Origin of the sequence: Pedobacter albus (assembly GCF_036324255.1) — a bacterium.
Lineage (GTDB): Bacteria > Bacteroidota > Bacteroidia > Sphingobacteriales > Sphingobacteriaceae > Pedobacter > Pedobacter albus.
In genome coordinates, this window is sequence record NZ_JAZDQT010000003.1 from 128,718 (window position 1) to 150,040 (window position 21,323).

Genomic DNA, 21,323 nt, shown 5'->3' on the forward strand with positions numbered 1-21,323 from the left:
TCGCTTATAATTTAGAAAGCCAGGTTAGCCTGGCTTTTTTGTTGCTTTTAAATTTTGCGGATTATTTTATAAATTGCGGCTATGAAGAAATTGATGGTAATGCTTGTTTTAGTGCTAGGCGTGGCGTTTGCAGGCAAGGCACAAAAGGTTCCAACAGCAGAAGAATTGGCGAAAAAAAACATCGAAGAATTGGATAAGCGCCTAAAGCTGAGTCCAACGCAAAGAAGCGTGGTGTATAATTATGCCTACGAATTGGCCAAAGAACAGCTGGCTTTGTACAAAAAGCAGCAGGCGGGCACTTATAAAGACGAAGACGAAACTAAATTCTATAAAGTTCAGAACGAACTCAACAAAAATATCAAAGCCGTATTGAAGCCTGAGCAGTTAACCGAATACAACCTGATTGTGGAGGAGCGCCTGAGTGGCATCGATCCAAATGCCAAGAAAAAGAAAAAGAAAAAAGGCGAAGAAGAAGATAAAGTGGTAGGCATAGAGGGCTTGAAAAGCGGCAGCAACAACCCGTAAGCATGCTTAAAGCCTTAGATGCTTTTCTAACTTTTGTCCACCTCTTTATTGTTGGCTTTAACCTGTTTGGCTGGATCTGGCCAAAAACACGTAGGTTGCACTTTTGGTTTGCCATGCTCACTTTGGGCTGTTGGACGATTTTGGGCATCTGGTTTGGCTTAGGCTATTGTCCGGTTACCGATTGGCAGTGGGGCGTAAAAGCCCAGCTGGGCGAGCAAAACCTGCCTACTTCATTCATTAAATATCTTGCCGATCAAGTTACGGGTGCCGATATCAATCCTACATTGATTGATGTGCTGACCTTAGGGCTTTTTCTCCTCGCGATAGCCATTTCGGTAAAGCTGAATTTCTTTCGCAAAAAACAAAAGGGTTAAATCCCAATTACATCCTTTTTCTTGCGCTGTTTCATTGTTTTCGGAATAATGGCCAGGATTTCTTCGCGCAGGGCATTGAGCATCCGTTTTTTGATGTAGTTTTTGTGCGTTACCAGACTGATTTCACGTACAGGTTCTGGCGATTTAAAATAACGGACCTTGTTGAGCTGCTTTACGCTCAGGTCGGCCAAGGCCAGTTCGGGCAATAAAGTGGCCCCATCGTTAACATCAACCATCCTAATCAGGGTTTCTATGCTGCCTGTATTATAGGCCAGCGATTGCAGGCGGTTGTTTTTGGTTGACCGGCAGATGTTCAGTACCTGCGTGCGCATGCAGTGCCCCTCATTCAGTAGCCAAATGTTTTCTTCTTCCAAATCCTCGGCTTCGATGGCCTTTTTCTTAAAGAGCTTGCTGTTTTTGCTGATGTAGCTTACAAAGTTTTCGTAAAATAGCGGGGTTTCGTTCAGGTTGGGATCCACCAAAGGCGTAGCCAAAATGCCACAGTCGATAACCCCGGTTTTGAGGTGGTGGATGATGTCTTCGGTGGTGTATTCCCAAATCAACAACTTGAGGTCCGGATATTTTTCGAGCATCGACGAAATAACTTCGGGCAATAAATAAGGCGCAATGGTAGGGATGATACCTATTTTAAGCTCGCCTGTAATGTCTTGCTGCTGACTGCTGATGATTTCCTTTATTTTTTGATTTTCCTGCAATACGATGCGCGCCTGTGCGATGATTTGCGCACCGATTTCTGTAGGCACCACAGGCTGTTTGCTACGGTCGAATATTTTGACATTCAGGAATTCTTCCAGTTTCTGTACCTGCATGCTCAAGGTTGGCTGCGTTACAAAACACTTATCGGCGGCACTCACAAAGCTTCTGTAAGTGTCAACGGCAACGATATATTCAAGCTGAACTAAAGTCATATAGTTAAAATTGATGTTATCTTGTAAAGATATAAATTTTGATGATAACATCGATATCGATTTGCCGTTATGTTTTTTGGCTTTCTATTTCGCCAGGCGGGAGGGACAAATACGCAATGATAATTTAACAATAAAACAATCGCAGCTAAACGACAAGTTGGTTGCCCTAAAAGACCTCATGTTCTTGGCTTCGTTAAAAAATATCGAATTTATTACTTTTTTGTAAAAAACTTGTTATGTTTGTGTTGCCTCTATTGTGTATAAAATTAATAACTTGGTATAACATAATTATATAAGCCGTTGAGTTAGAATTAGACGCAAACCACACCGACTCGGTCGGTATTTATTTATTAACGCTCATCATCCCCATAATTAGTGAAAAATAGAAATTAAATTAAGCTATATGGCTGTTTTGGCTATATACGGATTTAGCATTCTTTTTAAATAGGCACCGTGCATTGATGGGCTATTTAGAGAATCAAAATTTAACCAACTATGAATTACCGATATAAATCTTGCTTACTCATGGGCATGAAGGGGATGCTAACCTTGATGTTCGTTTGGTGTACCAGCCAAGCTTTTGGCCAAACGGTCTTTGAGAAAGCCTTGTCGCTCAAAATGGATTCGCTTATTGAAGAGAAAGCCAAATTCCGGTCGAGAAGCTCTTTTGTACTGCCCAGTAACAACTTGCAAAGTATTACCACTCCATCGGGTTGGGGCGGAGGCAATGCCACTTACTTTTTTGCGATTTTAGGCGCAATTTATCCGTCTTTTTATACCACGGAGAAAAAGCCCGATATGATTGGGGCTGCAGGCATCAGTTTTGGAAACTCGAGCAGGTTTGTCAATGTTTCGGCCAGCGTAAACGTAACCCGAGTGAGTGAGCTGAGGGATTTGTCGGCCAATATTGTGCTGAGCAGACAGATTTTCAAGAGCTGCAGCATTGCCGTTGGCGGCTTGCAGCTGTTTGCCGATCCGAAAGTATCTGATGCGCCAGAAAACACCTATTATATTGCCTTTAGCCATGCCATCAGGGGCAACCGCTCGCAAGAAACAGGCAATGCGGCACTGTCTTATACCATAGGCTTTGGTACAGGGCGTTTTTTGAGGAAAAGTCCTGGCGATGTGGCCGCCGGCAAAGGAAAATATGGTACGGGTGTGTTTGCCAACGTATCTTACGAATTAGTAAAGAGGCTTAACCTCAATGCCGAGTGGTCTGGCCTTAACCTTGGCTTTTCTCTGGGGGTAAGGCCGCTCAAGAATTCGGCTATAACCATGGGTTTCGGCGTATTTAATTTAACCAATTATTCGGGCGATCGGGTTACTTACATGTCTACCATTGGTATTCCTATATTCCTGGATAGAAAAAACATTCAATTATAATGAAAAAGAAACTGTTGCTATTCGTTTTATTGGCCTTTGCCGCTTACAAGGCCAACGCACAGATTGGGCTTCACGGCAACTCCGATTGGAAAGTGCCCGTGCCTTTGTTTACGCCGCAGCTTGATCCGATATATGGAACAAACCTGCAGTTTATCATGCCAAATGTGCCTTCTATTTCGCTGTCGTCCATTTCGTCGTTTTCTTCTTTGATGGCGTCGAATCTTTTGCCTTCGGTACCGTTGATGCCTCCGGCGCCCAAGTTGCCAAATTTAGCTGGCTATACGCCCGAGGCAGCCAGTCCAGAGCCTTATCGTCCCTATGTTCAGCTTTTGCCTCCATTGCCTCCTATTGCGCCGCTGGCTGTTGTAAGAGGTGTTAAGTAAAAATGCACGTATTGATTCGGAAAAACATGACTGAAAATAAGAGGTTTAATAGAAAAAATGGCTTAAAGGCTATAGCAGTAACCCTGTTGCTGTGCTTGGGTTTTTATGCGCATGCACAAGCGCAACACCGCGAATTTAACCTGTTGAACGGGCAAGCGTTTCAAGTAGAAACCAGTGTGACTTCAAATGCCGTAGCGGTACGAGGCAAGCAGCGCATCGAAGTGAATTCGCAATCGGAAGTAACCAAGCTATATAAAGTGGTTTCGAAAGATGCCGATGGCTATCAGCTTAATGTGTCCATCACCAAACTCGACGGTCAGATTGGGGCCATGGGCAAAAAATTTAAGTATGTTTCGGGTAAAGGAATTGACAGTGCTTCCAACATCAATAGGGCATTAGATTATATGGTGAATAAGCCGGTTGAAGTGCACATCAATAAATTCGGGCTCGTAGAAAGACATTCTTCCTACAAAGCAGAAAAGGCCACGGATACCTTGGTCGATTTTGCCGGTATACAGCCCCTCGTTTTTGAAAAAGGAATATTGTTGAACTTTTTGGCCGATTTCACCTATAGCAAAAACCTCAGAAAAGGCTATTCGTGGACTGACGATGTGGAAATTGACCAGCAAAAACTGCATACCGAATTTATCATTGCCGATATCACCGAAAAAAACACCGTGATTAAATTTAATACCGAAATCAGGGGCAAATTGATCAACAGCAATACCAACGGCACTTATGTTTTAGACAATGCCTCGGGCATTATTGTCGAAAAACTGGCTTATGTTCTCTCTAGGGGTTATGAAATATCGGCTGGCAAAGTCATGTATGAGGTGGCTAGGTCAAGTTCTATCATTGAAAAGACAAAAGCCATACCTTAGCTATAATTTGTTTATTTTTGCACTTCAAATACACCGAAGTGGGCAAGGATAAATTAAGAAAATTTGCAGAAATAGATACTTTTCCAAATGTATACCAATTGCATTTGGGCAAAGTAATGAAAGGGAAATGGGCGACTGACCATTTTAAAAACGGTCATCCGATTGTGGTGGAGCTGGCTTGTGGCAAAGGCGAATATGCCGTAAACCTGGCCAAGCTTTTTCCAGAAAAGAATTTTATAGGCGTCGACCTTAAGGGCAACCGCATTTGGCGCGGGGCCAAAACCGGTGTAGAAGAAGGTATTCAGAACCTGGCCTTTTTAAGGATCCAGATTGAAGATATCCTCGAGTTTTTTGCACCCGGAGAAATTGACGAAATCTGGATCACTTTTGCCGATCCGCAGCCACAAATCAGCCGAGAGAAAAAGCGCCTTACCTTTCCGGGCTTTTTAGAAAAATATAAAATCCTGTTAAGGCCCGGTGGCAAGGTAAACTTAAAAACCGATAACGACGGTCTTTATGGCTATACCTGCGAAAAGGTAGAAGAACTAGGCTTGGTAACACACAAAAACACCGACCACCTCTACCAATCTGAATTTGCCGATGAGGTCTTGTCTATCAAAACGCATTACGAAAGAATATATTTAAAGCACGATAAGAACATCAACTATATTCAATTTTCATTCAGCTAATGGACGATTCTTTTTACGACCAGGTTTACGAAGTGGTGCGGCTCATCCCGAAGGGCAGGGTAACTTCGTATGGCGCCATTGCCAAGGCTTTGGGTGCGGCCAAATCGTCGCGTATGGTAGGCCATGCCATGGCGTTTGCCGGTACGTCAAAAACCAAAGTGCCTGCGCACCGTGTGGTGAACAGCAGCGGCTTGCTGACGGGCAAATTTCACTTTTCGCCGCCGTCGCTCATGCAGGAATTGCTGGAAAAAGAGGGCGTGAGGGTAGAAAAAGATAAAGTAAAAGATTTTAAAAAGGTGTTTTGGGATCCCTTGATTGAGATTTAGCAATCCGCATCCCTATTCAACAATCAACATACAACATTCATGGGAAAATTAGTAGAAGAATTTAATGCCTATCGCAGCAAAATGAACGATAGGATCATGGAAACGGCCAATACCAATATCAAGCGTTTTTTTGCCCTCGATACCACCAGTTATGCCGCCGGTGCCTTAGATGTAAAAACCAAGGAAATGCTGGGCCTGGTAGCTTCTATGGTTTTGCGTTGCGACGATTGCATCAAATATCATTTAGAGAAATGCCATAACGAAGGCGTAAGCAACGACGAAATGAACGAAATTTTTATGATTGCCAATTTGGTGGGCGGTTCTATCGTCATTCCACATTACCGTCGTGCCGTGGAGTATTGGGATGATCTTTCGGGGGTTTCTGAAAAATAGTTAGCAACAGATTAATGGCTTTGAAGTTGCGTTCATCAATGACGATCTTCTATTTGTCTTCGCGAGGAAGAAATCAACGAAGCAATCTAGTTTCATGGATTCGGATTTCAAACTGCCGACTTCAGACTCAAGACTAAATTACTTGTGCATCTCATTGTAAGCTTTGATAAACGCTACCAGGTTTTTATCGTCAAAGCTTTCGGTGTCTTTGATGCGTTGGGCCAAATCTTCGTCGTTGGTCAATTTTTGGAGCAGAATAGCTTTGGTTGTGGTAATTTTTCCGGCATCTAAAGAAATTTCCTGCATTGGTCCTGTGCCTGGTCTTTCGATGAAGTAACTCACTTTGCCTTTAGGGCCGTCGTTTATTTCTGCATCGTTTCTTCGGCCACCGCCACCAAAAGTAATACCGCCGCCTAAGCCGCCTCCAAGTCCGCCAGAGCCCAAGCCTACGCCAAATGATGGCCTTATTTTGGGCCTTGATGGGGCAGGTGCTTGCGCTGTTACGGCTTTGTCGCCATACGAATAGAGGTTAACCGTACCGATTTCTACCAGTTTAAAAAAACGGAAGTCAGCTTTTTTCTTCGATATGATGGGCTTGCTTTCGTAGGTTTCTCCATTCCAAACAAAGGATTTAATGTCTTTGGCCTGGTATTGCACCAAACTCTGATCGTCTTGCATCAGCACTACCGAGCTGTAATTGGTGCCCTTAATTACGCCTCGAACAAAATTGCCCTCGCTAATCAGCACCACATCTTGGGCCCAAAGCTTGGTGCCGGCAAGTAACAGCAACAAAAGAAATTTAAACGCTTTCATGTGCACAAATAACGTAAATTATTTGTGCTTGTTACCGAATGAACTCGGCTTTTAACAATTTTTACATTCCGAATAGTTGCGCCGATGTTGCGTGCGTCTTCGTTTTTATCGATAGAGGTTGCGACAAGCCCCAGTTGATTAAGCCATAAAATAAAAAATAATAATGGGTTAAAAGGATAGGCAGACTATTAGTACCTTTATGCTACTAATACAATAACCCAATGGACAAAAAACTTTTCCTTTTAGATGGAATGGCGTTGATTTACCGCGCACATTTCGCATTAAGCAAGACCCCCCGTTTTACCTCGGGCGGCATCAACACCTCGGCAGTAATGGGCTTTGCCAATACCTTGCTCGAGGTGCTCAAAAAGGAAAAACCAAGTCATATTGCCGTTGTTTTCGATACCGAGGCGCCTACCGAAAGACATACCGATTTCGAAGCCTACAAGGCCCACCGCGAAGCCATGCCCGAAGACCTTTCTAAAGCGCTTCCTTATGTGTTTAGGCTGATCGAAGGCTTTAATATCCCGGTTATTACGCTTGATGGCTACGAAGCCGACGATATTATCGGTACGTTAGCCAAAGAAGCCGAACGTCAAGACTTTAAGGTGTTTTGCATGACTCCAGATAAGGATTTTGCCCAGCTGGTATCCGACCATATTTTCATTTACAAACCTGCACGAATGGGCAATGAAATGGAAATTTTAGGAGTAAAAGAAGTGCTGGCCAAATGGGAAATTGAAAGGGTAGACCAAGTAATCGATATTTTGGGCCTATGGGGCGATGCCGTAGATAATATTCCTGGTATTCCGGGCATTGGCGAGAAAACGGCCAAAGCGCTCATCAAGCAATATGGCAGCATGGAGAATATCATTGCCAACGCACATGAGCTGAAAGGCAAGCAGCGCGAAAATATCGAGAACTTTGCCGAGCAGGGGTTGGTTTCTAAAAAACTGGCTACGATTATCCTTAACGTTCCCATCGAGTTTAACGAAACCGCTTTGCAACTGGAAGAGCCAAGTCGCGAACTATTGGAGCCCCTCTTTGCCGAACTCGAATTCCGTACCATTGGCCGTAGGGTTTTTGGCGAAGAATTTAACGTAAACGAGGCCAAAGCCAATCCAAGCGGGCAAAAAGACCTGTTTGGCAACGATGTAACCGTTACGCCAGAAGTAAAGGCAACATCGCAGCCTTCGCTGTTCGATACGCCAATAGATGCCAAAAACATCAGCAATACCCCGCATAACTATATTTTGGTTGATACGCCAGAGGCTAGAAAAGAACTGATTAAAACGCTACTCCAACAGCAGAGCATTTCATTTGATACCGAAACTACCGGAACCGATGCCAACCTGGCCGATTTGGTGGGTTTGTCTTTTGCCATCCATGTTGGGGAAGGCTATTACATTCCGGTGCCGGCCGACAGGGCTACTACACAAGCCATTTTAGATGAACTAAGACCGGTGCTCGAAAATGAAAAAATAGCCAAGATCGGGCAGAACATCAAATATGATATGCTGGTACTTAAATGGTATGATGTAGAAATAAAGGGCGAGTTGTTCGATACCATGTTGGCCCATTACCTCATCGATCCTGATACCCGCCACAACATGGATGTGTTGTCTGAGAATTATTTGGGTTACACGCCAATTTCGATTACGGCACTCATTGGCGCCAAAGGCAAGGCCCAAGGCAACATGCGCGATGTGCCGGTAGAAAGTGTGGTCGATTACGCGGCCGAAGATGCCGATGTAACCCTGCAACTGGCCAATATTTTTAAGCCGATGCTGGTAGAACGCAATGCCACCAAATTGGCTACGGAAATAGAAAATCCGTTGATTTACGTACTCGCCGATATGGAAAAAGAAGGCGTGCGGATTGACATCGATACACTGAATGCCTATTCGAGCGAGCTGCAGCAGGAAATTATCAAAGCCGAGCAAAGCGTTTACGACAAAGCCGGACTGAAATTCAACCTTGCCTCTCCCAAACAGTTGGGCGAAGTGTTGTTCGATCACCTTAAACTCGATCCAAAGGCCAAGAAAACCAAAACGGGTCAGTACCAAACCGGCGAAGACGTATTGACGCTGTTGGCCAATAAGAGCGATATTGTACAGGATATTTTAGACTTCCGCCAGATGCAGAAGCTTAAATCTACCTATGTGGATGCCCTGCCTTTGTTGGTTAACCCCAAAACAGGACGCGTGCACACCAGCTACAACCAGGCGGTAGCCGCTACGGGTAGGCTCAGCTCCAACAACCCGAACCTGCAGAATATCCCCATCAGAACCGAGCGTGGCCGCGAAGTGCGCAAGGCTTTTATCGCCAGGGATGCCGACCATATTTTGCTTTCGGCCGATTATTCGCAGATCGAGTTGCGCATCATTGCCGAAATCAGCAAGGAAGAAAACATGCTCGATGCTTTTAGCAAAGGCATCGATATCCATACCGCAACAGCCGCCAAGGTGTATGGCATTGGGATCGAAGAAGTCGATTCGATGCAGCGCCGCAACGCCAAAGCGGTAAACTTTGGTATTATTTACGGACAGTCGGCTTTTGGTTTGTCGCAAAACCTCAATATTCCGCGCAAGGAAGCTGCCGAAATCATCGAACAGTATTTTATCCAATACCCAGGCATTAAGCGCTACATGAGCGATACCATGAACTTTGCCCGCGAAAACGGATTTGTAGAAACGATTATGGGTCGCAGAAGGTACCTGCGCGACATTAACTCGGCCAATGCCACCGTGAGGAGCTATGCCGAGCGAAATGCCATCAATGCTCCGATACAGGGTTCGGCCGCCGATCTGATCAAGATCGCCATGATCAATATCCACCACGATATCAAAGCGCAGCAACTCCAGTCTAAAATGACCATGCAGGTGCATGATGAGTTGGTGTTCGACGTGGTAAAAACCGAAGTAGCACAAATGAAAGCCATTATTGCCAACCGCATGAAAACGGCCATCAAAACCCAAGTGCCTATCGAAATCGAAATTGGCGAAGGCGATAATTGGCTGGCGGCCCACTAAACGTTAAATCTTGATGAAAAAGCTCTTGTTATTGGTGTTGCTGTTGTATGTCAAATCAATGTCGGCACAAACAGATACGGCCTATGCTTACGTTGATGCCAACTATAAAGCGGTTAAAGGTTGGAACGAGGCCACCTACTATTACAAAGCCTACAAAAAAGACAGTACCAGCTATATCCTGTCGGTTCATAACAGGGCCGGCCAATTGCAAAAGCGCGAAATCTATTTAGATGCCGGATTAACTATCAAAAACGGGCAATCGGTGGTTTATAAGAACGGCAAGCCCACCTACAAGGGCATCTACATCAACAATGAGCGCGAAGGCATTTTTGTAAGCTATGATACGCTTGGCAATGTGTTGAGAACGGAAAGTTACCAGAGAGATACTTTAAATGGCCCTTATACCTTTTATTGGCCTAATGCAACCATACAGGAAACAGGCAATTATAGGAAAGGCAAAAAAGCTGGCGAATGGATTCTTCAATATGAAAACGGCAAGCCGGCCATCATCGAAAAGTTTACCGACTATGGGGATTCTTACAGCAAAACCAGTTTTGATGAATCAGGGAAAGAGACAACCTTGGATCAGATTGAAGCCCCGCCATCATTTCCAGGTGGTATAGACAAATTTTATATGTTTCTTGCCCGAAACGTAAAATATCCACGGGATGCGGCAGAGCAACACATTGAAGGAGAAGTCCGCATGTCGTTTCTTGTAACCGAAACCGGGGCAATTGAAAATGTGAAGGTGGAGCGGGGTTACCATCCCAGTTTGGATGCAGAAGCCCTAAGGGTGATGAAGCTTTCGCCCAAATGGACACCCGGCAAACTATTCGGCAAGCCAGCCCGCGTAATATATAGCATACCAATACGATTTAGCCTGAGATGAAAAAGCTTTTTTTGTTAGCCTTGTTGGTTTATTCGACAGGGCTGTTTGCACAAACAGATACGACTGTAGTTTATGTTGATGTAAAAAATAGAACGGTTACCCGTTTAAAGGACGCGGTGTTGATTTACAAGGCTTACCAGAAAGATAGCACAAGCTACGTGGTTTCTACCCATAATAAATTTGATGAAATTCTTACCAAAACTACTTATGCAGATGTGGCCTTAACAATAAGGAACGGATCTTATATCGAGTATAAGCATGGAAGGCCCTCGTTAAAAGGCATGTATGCGAACAATTTGCGTACAGGTGTTTTTATCAATTACGATACCTTGGGCAAGGCAACGGAAACCAGAAGTTTTGTCAATGATTTATTGAATGGGCCTTATTACCTCTACAGCAACAATGGTACGGTTGTAAAGACAGGGATTTACAAAAATGATAAAAAAATAGGCGATTGGTTTACTTATTACGATGATGGCAAGCTTGCAATGAATGAAAAATATGATGATGATTCAAAGCTTGTGAATGCACTTTACCTGGATTCGTTAGGCAATAAAACCACTCGCGAAATGATTGAAATGCCACCTTCTTTTCCCGGGGGAGTAGATAAGTTTTATCAATTTCTTGGCGAAAAAATAAGATATCCATCAGTAGCGGCTTATAGGGGAATTACTGGAACGGTTATCGTGTCGTTTGTAATTACCGAAACAGGCAAACTTGAAAATATTAAGATAGGCCAGTCGTTAGAGCCTAGCCTTGATGAGGAAGCTTTGAGGGTAGTGAGGCTTTCTCCCAAATGGATTCCAGGCAAAATGGGTGGCAAGATTGTACGTGTGAACTATACTATTCCGATTAAATTCAGCATAAGGTAATAGAAAAGAAATTTCCATTTGAAATTTAGCAACAGTACCTTAGTCATTCCAAAAATAAAATTCCGGTAGTTTTTATTGTTTTGCCGACTGAAAAATAATTCGGTAAATTTATAGGGAATTACATCGTTTGAGGGCTTAATACTAACAAATATGAAAAGGTATATTTTATTGCCGCTGTTCTTGTTGACCGCTGCAACACTGTTTGCCCAACAAGATACCACATTGATTTATTCGAACCCAGGCTACAATAAAGATCCTTTGCGTTCTAAATGGCGCAAGGAAATCGTACATAAGGACAGCCTTTGGGTAGTGATGCTGTACAATGGCAAGGACGAACTGCGCGAGCGCATCAGTTATGGCGACGAAAAGCTGAGCGTAAGAAGCGGTCCTTATGCCTTTTATGAAAACGGCAAGCTGGTAGAAACAGGAGATTTTGACAAGGGCTATAAATATGGCGAGTGGAAAATCCTGTTCCCCAATGAGCAAGTACAGGAAAAAGCTAACTATGCCTGGAATACCCTGCACGGTACTTATCGCCTGTATTGGGATAATGGGCATGTACGCAAAGAAGGGCGTTACAGCCGAGGCAAAAAAGTGGGCAACTGGCGCATGTTCCATAAAACCGGTAAACTGGCCCTTAAAGAGAACTACGACGACAACGGGCAACTTACCGAGGGCGAGTATTTTGATGCCGATGGCAAGAGCGTAGCCAAAACCGAAGTGGTAACGCCACCAAGCTATAAAGGAGGCCTTGCCGCCTTTTACCAGCTTTTTGCACGCAGCTTTAAATACCCGGCCAATTTGCCCAAAGAAGAAGTGCCGGCAAAAATGGAGGTTGATTTTGAGGTGTTGAGCAACGGACGGCTAACAGCTATCGGCTTTCCGAAAAATACCAACCCTAAATTGAAACGAGAAGTACTCAGGGTATTGGCTTTATCTTTAGGTAATTGGATCCCAGGCACCGAATTGGGCGAGCCCGTTGAAATGCAATATATTTTACCTTTGGAAATTTTACTTCAACAATAAAAATGTTTAACTTCATTCAATCTTCATTTTAATAAAACAATTTTACATCAACAAAAATGGAAAACTTGAAGCCTCTGTAAACAAGAGGTTCATTAAAATTAAAAAATTAGCATCATGAAAAAATTATTAGGTCTTATTGCAATTGCAGTATTAGGTGCAAGCACCACTTTCGCACAAACTCCAGCCACCGCACCGGTAGCTAAAAAAGCAGCAGCAACCAAAACAGCTGTTAAAGCCGAAGCTAAAAAAGCAGACGAAAAAGCTGCTACAGTAAAAGCTACTGCACCGGCAACTGCTAAAAAAGAAGTTAAAAAAGTAGCCGCTTCAGCTACTCCAACCAAAAAAGACGGCACTCCAGACATGCGCTTTAAAGCCAACAAAGGTGCAAAAGCTGCTCCAGCTGCAGGCCCAACCAAAAAAGACGGCACTCCAGATATGCGCTATAAAGCCAACAAAGCCGCAAAGAAAAACTAAGTCATAGCTAGTTTTATTAATTTAAGGTTTAATTGAAAAAGGCTCCCGATCCAATCGGGAGCCTTTTTATTGTAGTTGGCTACAAGCTGATGGTTTCGCCTATGGCTGGCAGCAATAAGATCTTGTGGGCCCGTTTAAAGCTTTCTACAGCCGTTTCAGAGTCGATGGCAATAACCGGAAAGGTATCGTAGTGTACGCCGATTATCTTGTCGCAGTTGACGTAGTTGGCCGCGATTACCGCATCGTCTACATCCATGGTGTAATTACCGCCGATTGGCAAAATGGCATAGTCCAGTTTATAAAGTTCGGCCAGCAGCTTCATTTCCAAGGTAAGGCCGGTATCGCCCGCAAAATAAATCTGATGTTGATCTAGTTCGAGCACAAAGCCGGCAGGATTGCCACCGTAGCTGCCATCGGGCAAACCCGACGAGTGCGTGGCCCAAACCATACGTATTTTTCCGAAATCGAAAGTGTATTTTCCGAAATTCATCGGATGTACTTTTTCGATGCCTTGCTTGCCCAACCAGCCCGCAATTTCGGGAATGGAAATTACCGTGGCCTGTGTTTGTTTAGCCAAAGCAACCAGATCGGCTACGTGGTCGCCATGCCCGTGGCTCACCAAAATATAGTCGGCCTCGATTTTAGTCGTATCGATATGCGCAGCCAAGGGGTTTGGACTGATAAACGGGTCGAAAAGAAATTTTTTGCCGGCCTCTGTTTCTAACAGAAAACATGATTGGCCATAATAGGTATATTTCATTTTTTTGTTTGAGATTTAAGATACTAGATATGAGATTGGAGATGGGTTTAGTTTAAGATGGAATGCTCTTCCCGCCTTTTAACCCTCAGCCTTCTACCTTAAGCTCCGAACATACCGCCTAGTCCGCCGAGCATGTCTTTGGTAGCGGCCTGCATTTCTACGGCGCTTACCTGGTCGGCCTGTTGCAGGGCTTTGTTTACGGCAGTTAGCAGCAGTTCTTCTAGCTCTTCTTTATCGGCTTGTTTATAAAAATCTTCTTCAATGGTAATGGCGGTAACTGCTTTGTTTGCGGTTGCGGTAACGCGGATGGCGCCGCCTTCAACTTCTCCAAACACCGAAATGGTATCTAATCTTTTTTTAATTTCATCTGCCTTTTGTTGGGCAGCCATCAATTTATCGAACATGGATCGTGGTTTTAAATTATAAGTCGAAAATAAGGGAAAATGTTTTAAAAAATTACAGCCTTCTGCCCAAAGTAAACCCGGTTATCGGCTGTGTAAACTCAAGTGCCGAAGCGGCTACAGAAGCTTGTCCGGTTGACAAATTGACTTGATAGAGCTTGTTTTTCTCATCTACCGTAAAAATGCCGTAAGCGGTATCGCCTATGTTGCTAAAGCTAATGTCAAATCCGTTAACGGCGCTGATTACAATTTTTAAATCGCCAACAGGGCTCAATAACCCTGAGTTTTGATCTTGCGTGTAAAGCTTGTTCAGCACATGGTCTATCACATAAAGCCTGCTTGTGGTGCTGCCCGCGATATTGTTGCTATAAGCGGCTGCGCTTACCGTTGGCGAGCCTGTGCTGGTTGATAGGTTGGGCTGTACCGAAATGCTGGCGGTAATCGGGTTGATACGCAGGTTTTGGCCTGTATTGCTTACCACGCGGATGATATCTTCCTGCGGACTAAAATCGAAACCAAAGCTTGTTCCAGCTAATGCCGTGGCAAAGGCGCCCGTGCCTACCTGGGTAAACAGGCCTGTACTCAGGTTAACGGTGTAGAGCCTATTGCTGCTGCCCAAGGCGTAAACCTGGCCGTTTGAAGGCCTCATGTCTATGCCTAGTACTGTTTCTCCGCTTTGCATGCCTGTAATGGTTTTGGCAACCGCCACAGTTTTATTGAATGTAGGGTCGAAAATAAGCAAGGTATTTGCATTGTTGGCATCCGTAGTGGTGGCATAGGCAACCGGATTGGTCGGAATGGCGATGCTTTGGATAGATGTTTGGTCAGTAAATGTAAACTTACCGACCAGTTTGGTTACATTTCTGTCTAAATCGATGCTGAACAAACTGATGGTCTTGTTTAAGGTACCAACTAGGAGTACGTTTTTGCTGTTTGGCGAAATATCCAAACTCGTGGTGTTGCTTATATCCTGGTCTAAATCGGCCACTTTGGTTATGGTGCCGTTATTTTGCGGATCTTGTTTGTTTAGGGTTTTGGCTACAGGATCAATGTCGTATAAAGTCGTAGTGCTTGCCCCGGCAAAGCTGTTGGTATGGGCAATACCCATCACGGTGCCTCCGCTAATGTTGGGGTCGGTGGCTTCTACCGTAGCTGTTTCGGGATTGATGCGAAGGTTTTGGCCGGTGTTGCTAACCAGCCTGAGGCGGTCGGTTGTGGGGTTAAAATCTATGCTGATTACCGTGCCAGAAACAGCAGGCGTAATTGGGGTGGCAGCTACCGCGCGTGCCAATCCGGTACTCAGGTTAATGATGTAAAGCTTGCTGGCATCGCTAATACCGTATAAATCGCCGGTTGCAGGCCTAAAATCGATGCTCAGCATCTTTTCGGTCGGCCCCATGCCTGTAATGCTCACACTATTGAGCGATGTTTTGATACTTTTGGCATTGTATTTCAGCAAGGTATTGTTGTTGGCCAACACATAAAAATCTTGGTCCGGGCCCGAAAGTGGCAGATTGATAAACGTGCTTTCCTTTTTGCAGGATAAGGTTATCGAAAAGAAAAGGAGCAATGCACAAAGTTTAAAGGCAATTGCACGATTGAAGTTGAAGGCAGTTTTTTTCATCTGTTTATCATTCGTTATTCGGCAAGGCAAACCATGAGGTTTTCTTTGTCGAACAGCGGCTTACCGGTGCTTGTTTTTTGAAGCCAAGATAAGCTTAATATTTAAATTAAACGCGTTTTGGCACGTTCATATTGCGATGGCCATTTTACATCGACACCGAGCTGAAAGGCGGCGTGAAGCGGAAAATAAGGATCTCTCAGTAATTCCCTCGCTAAGAAAATCAGGTCTGCTGCTCCCTCTTGCAAAATGGCTTCGGCTTGTTGGGCTTCGGTAATCAGTCCAACGGCGCCTGTTGTAATGCCGGTCTGTTGCTTAATGGCCTTGGCAAAGGGCACTTGATAACCAGGTTGTACTGGGATTTGCTGATTCAGGTCTAAACCACCCGAAGAAGTATCGACAACGTCGACCCCTTTAGCTTTGAGCAAAGCCGAGAGGCGTACCGATTCTTCCTCGTTCCAGCCTCCCTCTACCCAATCTGTTGCCGAAATGCGAACAAACAGCGGGTTTTCGGCTGGCCAGGTTTCCTGTACCGATTCAACAACTTCTAACAGCAGACGAATGCGGTTTTTGAAGCTGCCCCCATATTCGTCGTTGCGGTGGTTGCTCAATGGCGATAAAAACTGATGCAACAGGTAGCCATGTGCGGCATGGATTTCTACCACTTGAAAGCCCGCTTGTAGGGCTCGTTTGGTGGCCGCCTTAAAATCGGCCTTAACCTTGGCTATTCCCTCAAAATCGAGTGCCAAAGGCGTTTTGTCTGTCGGATTAAAAGGCAATGCACTTGGCGCTACGGTTGGCCAGCCTCCATGGGCGTTGTCTAATTGCTTGGGGTTTTGCCAGGGAATATCGAAACTGGCCTTGCGTCCGGCATGTGCCAATTGAATGCCCGAAACGGCTCCGTTTTGGTGAATAAAATCGGTAATTTCTCGAAGCTTGATGATGTGTTCGTCTTTCCAAATTCCGAGATCGGCAACAGAAATACGACCCTCGGGCGAAACCGCCGTAGCTTCGGTAAGTACCAGTGCGGCGCCTCCAACGGCACGACTGCCCAAGTGTACGAGGTGCCAGTTGTTGGCCAAACCATCGGTTGAAGAATATTCGCACATGGGCGATACCACAATGCGATTTTTAAGGGTAATGTTTTTTAGGCGAAGGGGAGTGAAAAGTAGGGCCATTGCTCAATTTTTTGCCAAATTAACAATAAGCCAAGGCATTTGTTTAACCGTGGCCGAACTTAAACAATCCAATGACAACTTAATTCATCAAAGCGCTGTTAAAGCCTACAAACAGTTTAAAAAGCTTCTCGTAAACAGTAAATGGCAGGGTTTTAGGCTGGTCGTACACATCGTGGTAGGCGGCAATGCCTCCTTGGGTATAAAGAAAAAATGCAGGCACGCCTTTTTCGGTAAAGAAATAATGGTCGCTGTTGGCGGCTTTTCCTCTGGGATTGATCTTGACTAAAAAATGCCCAGAATCATTGATTTGGTTGAGCAGGGCAAATTCTTTGGGGTATTGGGTGGCATTAACTACGGTAGCTCCCGTTTCGCCCGTACCAACCATATCCACATTGATGAGGAAACGAACTTTTTTAAGATCGACCAATGGGTTTTCGGTAAAATATTTGGAGCCCAAAATACCGGCTTCTTCCCCGGCAAAACAGATAAAAGCCATGGTGTACCGCTGTGGATGAGAGGCATAGTATTTGGCTAAACTGAGCAGAAAGGATACGCCGCTGCCGTTATCGTTGGCGCCTGGAAAATAGGTGTTGGCGCCCATGCCACCCAAATGATCGTAATGAGCGGTTATTAGCAAAATGGAATCGGGTTTGGCGGTGCCTTTTACCATGGCGCAGATGTTGCTTGCCCTAAAATCGGGGACAAAAACATTTTCGATGTTGGTGGCTATGGTTTGTGGCGGTTGCGCTAAGGCCGATTTTTTAACCATGATTTCGGTAAAATCGTTTACCTTTTGTGCTACAGACCAAGTGAGTTTATCTTGCAGGCTGACCACGATCCGCTCTGCTTGCGCTATAAAGTGGGTGCTATCTTGTTGGGTGAGGTTTGTTTTGGTCACAACGCCTTTACTGGCCTGGCCTACAATAAAGTCTTTGCCCGGTACGAGTTTCTGCCCGTTTATTTGCAGTTCCATTTTGCCCGGAAAGGTATTAACCGAAAACAGAAAGGGTTGCTTAAAGCTTTTTCCATCCATAGGTTGCAGACCAAAGGATTTCATTTCGGCAACTATAAAATCGGCCGCTTTTTCCATGCCGTTTTTGGTATAACCTCGTCCCCAAAAGGCCGGCGCCGTAAGCTTGTCTAAAGTTTTGCGGGCATAGCTGAGGTCTTGGGCAAAAGCGTGGTGGGCAAACAACAAGAAGGCAATGATAAAAGCTTTTTTCATGTCGGCGAGAGAGTTTTTGTACCTGCAATATACAAAATCTTAGCCGTAGAATCAGTTGGGTAAGATGTCAACTGGGAAAAGAATATTTTAACGAAATAAGCCACAGCTTGACATTTTGTATGATAATTTGTCAGGCTGTGGCTTAGTTTTAAGGAGATATTAGATCGCTCCAAAGAAGCTCCTTTAGTGCAATGATGGGAGGCTTACCCTTTGGCCAAATAAGCCAAAATGATTTTTCTGATGCCTTCCTTGTTTTTGGCAGAGCTCCAGTTTTCTTTTACCGATTGGTCGCCGAGGGCAAAAAACTGCTCGTACAATAATTTGTTGTCAACTTTCGAAGTCAATTTGATCACGTTGTTTGCTGCAAAAATAGCATCCCAGGTTTCGCGGGCATCTTTCCAGAAGTTTTGTTGCTGTTTCCACCAAGTTTGGGCATAGCCGAAAGATTTAGGGTCGGTTTTGATGAATTCTTCCATGCCTTTTTCCATGGCCAATAATTTATCGCCGCTTTCGGTGCGCAGGATTTTTTTGTTGTCTTGCTCAAACATCCAGCCTTTTGGGGTAAGGTAAAGCATGTTGCCACGGTTCAGTACATTGTAGTCGCTGCGTTCGGTATATTCGCGACGAGGCAGGGGCGAATCAGCATTGCTTTGCCATTGGTGCCTGCCGTCAACATGTACCCAGGTGCCAATGGCCTGGTACCGTGGACTATCGTCTACCTGATAAACTTTTTGAGTCCATTTTCCTTTGATATCGTTGGCCGATAAGGTTACTTTTTTCCATGTGTCGTTTTTGTCGTACACCAAAATTTGCGGGTCTTCATAGGTCCAGTCTTCTCTCCAGTGTTTGATGATCATGCTGTCGCCTCTCATCACCAATAGATGCTGGATAACGATTTTTTTGGGCGAGTCTTCTAAAATTACTGCCCATTCTTTGGCCGATGAACGGTGTCTTTCGTGAAATTTGTAATCGTCGTCTGGCGAAAAAGTTTCCGCGTAGTTAAACGTCACCTTATAAAAACCTGCCAATGATTTGATGGCTTCGCGGTCTTGGTCCATTTTTGATTGTGCCGATGCTCCCAAAACAGGAAGTACTAGCGCCAATAAGAGTTGTAGTTTTTTCATTGTAATTATTGTTTTTTGTGATGTTTATTTTTGTCCCGTTAAATCGCAACGGGCTTGGTTGTTGATTTTTTCTTGGTTTTTTTCTTTTTGCCCAGCCAAATAATGAAGCCTGTAATGGGCAGGGTGGCGGCTACCAGACTGGCAAAAAAGGCCATGATTTTTCCGGTGAGGCCCAAAACGGCACCCACGTGGATATCGTAGTTCATGCCGATCAGCTTTTCGCCGGCATTTTGCTCGGAGCGGTTGTGGCGGCTGATGAATTTGCCCGTGTATTGGTCAAACTGCAGCACGTCGAAATTGTAATAGGTTTCTACGCCCCTGTAGCCATAGGCCGAAATGGTTCCCTCTTTGTCGGTAGGCGGGTTCATGCCAATGCGGTCAACGTCTTTCAGCATTTGGCGGGCTTGCTCAAAAGAGATATCCAAAGGTTGTGAAACCTTGGTTTTCGTGCTGTCTGATTTAAATGTTTTAACAACTGGTGGCGTGGTGCTTTGCGAAGCCACCACGTATACCGTTGCCTGAAACCATTGGAAGGCCCATACCAGCCCGGTTAAGGCCAAGATGAGGCAAATGAGCAGGGCGTAAAAACCTGGTACGTTATGCAGGTCGTAGTTGAGGCGCTTAAATTTCGCTTTCCATTTAACCTTGAAGCTTTTGTCGAAATTTGATTTTTTGAGGTTTTTGGGCCACCAGTGGATCATGCCGGTAATGAGCAAGATCACGAAGATAAAAGTGCTCCAGCCTACTAGCTGTTGCCCAATGGGGTGATTGATGAGCAGGCTCCAGTGGATGAATTTAACCACGTTAAAGAAATCGTATTTGTAATCTTTAACCAGGTTTATTTTGCCGGTATAGGGATTAACGTAAACTACTTTGTAATAATCGATCGCATCGAAATAGAAAAAGGCCTTGGGGTTGCCGGCTTTATAGCTGCCAAAAACCCAGGCCCGTTCTGGCGACGAGTAGGTTTCAACAAAGCCTACCTTAATGCCATTGCCCAAAGCCTTTTCGGCTTCTTTTTGCAGTTGGCTTAGGGGCAATGTTTGTGCTTTTGCCGGTGGGACAACAAATATTTCGTCGCGATGGATCCATTCCGTTATTTCGACCTGAAAGGCAAAGATGCAACCTGTGGTAGCCACGATAAACACAATAAGGCCCGAAAACAGGCCCAGCCAAAGGTGAAGCCAATCGCTTATCCGCCTAAAGCGCGATTTTTTTGTTTTATTGGATGTGGGCTTTGTAGTGCTCATTTTTATAGCAGAACCAATTGACCGCTTAAGGCCAATTGGCTGAAAGTTTAATAGGTGGTAAGGGTTATTGTGCTTGTACGAAATAGGTTACGACGTGCCAAACCTTGTCATATTTTTTCCCGTCGAGTTCTCCGGGCGTGGCCTCTTCCTTAAAGGCTTCTAAAAAGTAATTGCCTTTTTGTGCCGGTTTAAAATCAAACTTACCGTTGGCATCGGTTACAGGTTCTTGTTTTTTTCTTTCGGTATCAACAACTGTTAGTTTCTGTGTGGCAAAGGGCACTTTATTGTACAGCACTTGATGGGGCACCGAGGCGCCGGCCTTCACAACAGCTGCTGATGGGCGGATGGTAAACAAGGCATTTGCCGGATAGGTGAGATTGATTTTTGGCGCATTTCCAACGGCAACATGCGTAAAGGCATAGTATTCTATTTTAGCATGCTCGTAAATGGCTTTTACTTCGTGCACAACCGATAGGGTGTAAGTGCCATCCTGATCTGGTGTAAAACTCGCTTTGAAGCAATGTACGTCAGCAACGGTCGTTAAAATTTTGGTAGCGCCATTTGGAGCGGTTAGCACCAAGCTGAAATCCTTCAGGTTGCTGAACCATTTGGCGGCCGAATCGGGTTCGTTTTCCTCATATTCGCCAAAAAATATTTTCACTTCCTGAGCCTGTCCCTTTTTGCCGGTCGAAGCGGTTTCTATCCAGAGGGCATGGGCAAAGGCGCCACTGCTACTCAAGGCGAGAAGCGTGAGTACTAAAGCTATTTTTTTCAT

Annotated in this window: 23 protein-coding genes; 13 read left to right on the plus strand and 10 right to left on the minus strand. The window is 44.7% G+C overall.

Going from position 1 to position 21,323, the window contains the following annotated elements; all coding sequences use genetic code 11:
• Positions 1-81: 81 nt before the first annotated feature.
• Together VRU48_RS15675 and VRU48_RS15680 are read left to right on the plus strand one after the other, a co-directional pair.
• A complete protein-coding gene (locus VRU48_RS15675; protein ID WP_330108868.1) occupies positions 82-525 on the plus strand; it encodes a hypothetical protein in 444 nt (147 codons plus the stop codon).
• A 2-nt stretch (positions 526-527) separates the two neighbouring features.
• Positions 528-899, plus strand: coding sequence for a DUF2784 domain-containing protein (locus VRU48_RS15680; protein WP_330108869.1), 372 nt, complete (start codon positions 528-530; stop codon positions 897-899).
• Here the strand turns inward: VRU48_RS15680 and VRU48_RS15685 are convergent.
• Positions 896-1,828: a hydrogen peroxide-inducible genes activator gene (locus VRU48_RS15685; RefSeq protein WP_330108870.1), complete on the minus strand. Its 933-nt coding sequence runs from the start codon at positions 1,826-1,828 to the stop codon at positions 896-898. The genes VRU48_RS15680 and VRU48_RS15685 overlap by 4 nt on opposite strands.
• A gap of 531 nt (positions 1,829-2,359) precedes the next feature.
• Between VRU48_RS15685 and VRU48_RS15690 the strand changes: the two genes are divergently transcribed.
• From VRU48_RS15690 to VRU48_RS15715, 6 genes are read left to right on the plus strand one after another with little or no spacing between them, the layout of a single operon-like run.
• On the plus strand, positions 2,360-3,211 hold the full coding sequence (locus VRU48_RS15690) for a hypothetical protein (RefSeq protein ID WP_330108871.1): 852 nt from the start codon (positions 2,360-2,362) through the stop codon (positions 3,209-3,211).
• Entirely contained in the window at positions 3,211-3,594 is a 384-nt protein-coding gene (locus tag VRU48_RS15695; RefSeq protein WP_330108872.1) for a hypothetical protein, read from the plus strand. Before VRU48_RS15690 ends, VRU48_RS15695 begins: the two co-directional genes overlap by 1 nt.
• 26 nt (positions 3,595-3,620) lie before the next feature.
• On the plus strand, positions 3,621-4,475 hold the full coding sequence (locus tag VRU48_RS15700) for a hypothetical protein (protein ID WP_330108873.1): 855 nt from the start codon (positions 3,621-3,623) through the stop codon (positions 4,473-4,475).
• A gap of 38 nt (positions 4,476-4,513) precedes the next feature.
• A complete protein-coding gene (gene trmB, locus VRU48_RS15705) occupies positions 4,514-5,164 on the plus strand; it encodes a tRNA (guanosine(46)-N7)-methyltransferase TrmB (RefSeq protein WP_330109518.1) in 651 nt (216 codons plus the stop codon).
• A complete protein-coding gene (locus VRU48_RS15710; RefSeq protein ID WP_330108874.1) occupies positions 5,164-5,490 on the plus strand; it encodes an MGMT family protein in 327 nt (108 codons plus the stop codon). Before trmB ends, VRU48_RS15710 begins: the two co-directional genes overlap by 1 nt.
• 39 nt (positions 5,491-5,529) lie before the next feature.
• Positions 5,530-5,883: a carboxymuconolactone decarboxylase family protein gene (locus tag VRU48_RS15715; protein WP_330108875.1), complete on the plus strand. Its 354-nt coding sequence runs from the start codon at positions 5,530-5,532 to the stop codon at positions 5,881-5,883.
• Positions 5,884-6,021: 138 nt separating this feature from the next.
• Here the strand turns inward: VRU48_RS15715 and VRU48_RS15720 are convergent, their stop codons facing one another.
• Positions 6,022-6,696 carry a hypothetical protein gene (locus tag VRU48_RS15720; protein ID WP_330108876.1) on the minus strand — a complete coding sequence of 225 codons (675 nt, stop codon included), beginning with the start codon at positions 6,694-6,696 and terminating at the stop codon, positions 6,022-6,024.
• Positions 6,697-6,917: 221 nt separating this feature from the next.
• Between VRU48_RS15720 and polA the strand changes: the two genes are divergently transcribed.
• The 5 genes from polA to VRU48_RS15745 all read left to right on the plus strand — a co-directional run bounded on the left by polA (position 6,918) and on the right by VRU48_RS15745 (position 12,989).
• Positions 6,918-9,728 carry a DNA polymerase I gene (gene polA, locus VRU48_RS15725; protein ID WP_330108877.1) on the plus strand — a complete coding sequence of 937 codons (2,811 nt, stop codon included), beginning with the start codon at positions 6,918-6,920 and terminating at the stop codon, positions 9,726-9,728.
• Positions 9,729-9,741: 13 nt separating this feature from the next.
• Positions 9,742-10,617: a TonB family protein gene (locus VRU48_RS15730; RefSeq protein WP_330108878.1), complete on the plus strand. Its 876-nt coding sequence runs from the start codon at positions 9,742-9,744 to the stop codon at positions 10,615-10,617.
• Positions 10,614-11,489: a TonB family protein gene (locus VRU48_RS15735; protein WP_330108879.1), complete on the plus strand. Its 876-nt coding sequence runs from the start codon at positions 10,614-10,616 to the stop codon at positions 11,487-11,489. The genes VRU48_RS15730 and VRU48_RS15735 overlap by 4 nt, the downstream gene beginning before the upstream one ends.
• 150 nt (positions 11,490-11,639) lie before the next feature.
• Positions 11,640-12,515 carry a toxin-antitoxin system YwqK family antitoxin gene (locus VRU48_RS15740; protein ID WP_330108880.1) on the plus strand — a complete coding sequence of 292 codons (876 nt, stop codon included), beginning with the start codon at positions 11,640-11,642 and terminating at the stop codon, positions 12,513-12,515.
• A 114-nt stretch (positions 12,516-12,629) separates the two neighbouring features.
• The gene (locus VRU48_RS15745) at positions 12,630-12,989 is read left to right on the plus strand and encodes a hypothetical protein (RefSeq protein ID WP_330108881.1); all 360 of its coding nucleotides are present in this window, start codon (positions 12,630-12,632) and stop codon (positions 12,987-12,989) included.
• A 79-nt stretch (positions 12,990-13,068) separates the two neighbouring features.
• Here VRU48_RS15745 and VRU48_RS15750 read toward each other — a convergent pair whose 3' ends face one another.
• From VRU48_RS15750 to VRU48_RS15785, 8 genes are all read right to left on the minus strand, one after another.
• The gene (locus tag VRU48_RS15750; protein ID WP_330108882.1) at positions 13,069-13,749 is read right to left on the minus strand and encodes a metal-dependent hydrolase; all 681 of its coding nucleotides are present in this window, start codon (positions 13,747-13,749) and stop codon (positions 13,069-13,071) included.
• A gap of 98 nt (positions 13,750-13,847) precedes the next feature.
• Entirely contained in the window at positions 13,848-14,153 is a 306-nt protein-coding gene (locus VRU48_RS15755) for a YbaB/EbfC family nucleoid-associated protein (RefSeq protein WP_330108883.1), read from the minus strand.
• Positions 14,154-14,205: 52 nt separating this feature from the next.
• Positions 14,206-15,774, minus strand: coding sequence for a DUF4394 domain-containing protein (locus VRU48_RS15760; RefSeq protein ID WP_330108884.1), 1,569 nt, complete (start codon positions 15,772-15,774; stop codon positions 14,206-14,208).
• 101 nt (positions 15,775-15,875) lie between these two features.
• Positions 15,876-16,949 carry an NADPH dehydrogenase NamA gene (gene namA, locus VRU48_RS15765; RefSeq protein WP_330108885.1) on the minus strand — a complete coding sequence of 358 codons (1,074 nt, stop codon included), beginning with the start codon at positions 16,947-16,949 and terminating at the stop codon, positions 15,876-15,878.
• Between the two features lie 79 nt (positions 16,950-17,028).
• Complete coding sequence (locus VRU48_RS15770) at positions 17,029-18,174, minus strand: M28 family metallopeptidase (protein WP_330108886.1); 1,146 nt, start codon at positions 18,172-18,174, stop codon at positions 17,029-17,031.
• A 203-nt stretch (positions 18,175-18,377) separates the two neighbouring features.
• A complete protein-coding gene (locus tag VRU48_RS15775; RefSeq protein ID WP_330108887.1) occupies positions 18,378-19,298 on the minus strand; it encodes a DUF6607 family protein in 921 nt (306 codons plus the stop codon).
• Positions 19,299-19,336: 38 nt separating this feature from the next.
• On the minus strand, positions 19,337-20,548 hold the full coding sequence (locus VRU48_RS15780) for a PepSY-associated TM helix domain-containing protein (protein WP_330108888.1): 1,212 nt from the start codon (positions 20,546-20,548) through the stop codon (positions 19,337-19,339).
• Positions 20,549-20,612: 64 nt separating this feature from the next.
• Positions 20,613-21,323: a DUF4198 domain-containing protein gene (locus tag VRU48_RS15785; protein WP_330108889.1), complete on the minus strand. Its 711-nt coding sequence runs from the start codon at positions 21,321-21,323 to the stop codon at positions 20,613-20,615.

Excerpts from the sequence above, each read along its gene's own strand:
- VRU48_RS15775 (WP_330108887.1), bottom strand. The coding sequence starts at position 19,298 with ATGAAAAAACTACAACTCTTATTGGCGCTAGTACTTCCTGTTTTGGGA.
- VRU48_RS15700 (WP_330108873.1), top strand. The coding sequence starts at position 3,621 with ATGACTGAAAATAAGAGGTTTAATAGAAAAAATGGCTTAAAGGCTATA.
- VRU48_RS15745 (WP_330108881.1), top strand. The coding sequence starts at position 12,630 with ATGAAAAAATTATTAGGTCTTATTGCAATTGCAGTATTAGGTGCAAGC.
- VRU48_RS15690 (WP_330108871.1), top strand. The coding sequence starts at position 2,360 with ATGAAGGGGATGCTAACCTTGATGTTCGTTTGGTGTACCAGCCAAGCT.
- polA (WP_330108877.1), top strand. The coding sequence starts at position 6,918 with ATGGACAAAAAACTTTTCCTTTTAGATGGAATGGCGTTGATTTACCGC.
- namA (WP_330108885.1), bottom strand. The coding sequence starts at position 16,949 with ATGGCCCTACTTTTCACTCCCCTTCGCCTAAAAAACATTACCCTTAAA.
- VRU48_RS15720 (WP_330108876.1), bottom strand. The coding sequence starts at position 6,696 with ATGAAAGCGTTTAAATTTCTTTTGTTGCTGTTACTTGCCGGCACCAAG.
- VRU48_RS15755 (WP_330108883.1), bottom strand. The coding sequence starts at position 14,153 with ATGTTCGATAAATTGATGGCTGCCCAACAAAAGGCAGATGAAATTAAA.
- VRU48_RS15740 (WP_330108880.1), top strand. The coding sequence starts at position 11,640 with ATGAAAAGGTATATTTTATTGCCGCTGTTCTTGTTGACCGCTGCAACA.
- VRU48_RS15685 (WP_330108870.1), bottom strand. The coding sequence starts at position 1,828 with ATGACTTTAGTTCAGCTTGAATATATCGTTGCCGTTGACACTTACAGA.
- VRU48_RS15715 (WP_330108875.1), top strand. The coding sequence starts at position 5,530 with ATGGGAAAATTAGTAGAAGAATTTAATGCCTATCGCAGCAAAATGAAC.
- VRU48_RS15760 (WP_330108884.1), bottom strand. The coding sequence starts at position 15,774 with ATGAAAAAAACTGCCTTCAACTTCAATCGTGCAATTGCCTTTAAACTT.
- VRU48_RS15785 (WP_330108889.1), bottom strand. The coding sequence starts at position 21,323 with ATGAAAAAAATAGCTTTAGTACTCACGCTTCTCGCCTTGAGTAGCAGT.
- VRU48_RS15750 (WP_330108882.1), bottom strand. The coding sequence starts at position 13,749 with ATGAAATATACCTATTATGGCCAATCATGTTTTCTGTTAGAAACAGAG.
- VRU48_RS15695 (WP_330108872.1), top strand. The coding sequence starts at position 3,211 with ATGAAAAAGAAACTGTTGCTATTCGTTTTATTGGCCTTTGCCGCTTAC.
- VRU48_RS15780 (WP_330108888.1), bottom strand. The coding sequence starts at position 20,548 with ATGAGCACTACAAAGCCCACATCCAATAAAACAAAAAAATCGCGCTTT.
- VRU48_RS15730 (WP_330108878.1), top strand. The coding sequence starts at position 9,742 with ATGAAAAAGCTCTTGTTATTGGTGTTGCTGTTGTATGTCAAATCAATG.
- VRU48_RS15675 (WP_330108868.1), top strand. The coding sequence starts at position 82 with ATGAAGAAATTGATGGTAATGCTTGTTTTAGTGCTAGGCGTGGCGTTT.
- VRU48_RS15680 (WP_330108869.1), top strand. The coding sequence starts at position 528 with ATGCTTAAAGCCTTAGATGCTTTTCTAACTTTTGTCCACCTCTTTATT.
- VRU48_RS15710 (WP_330108874.1), top strand. The coding sequence starts at position 5,164 with ATGGACGATTCTTTTTACGACCAGGTTTACGAAGTGGTGCGGCTCATC.
- VRU48_RS15770 (WP_330108886.1), bottom strand. The coding sequence starts at position 18,174 with ATGAAAAAAGCTTTTATCATTGCCTTCTTGTTGTTTGCCCACCACGCT.
- VRU48_RS15735 (WP_330108879.1), top strand. The coding sequence starts at position 10,614 with ATGAAAAAGCTTTTTTTGTTAGCCTTGTTGGTTTATTCGACAGGGCTG.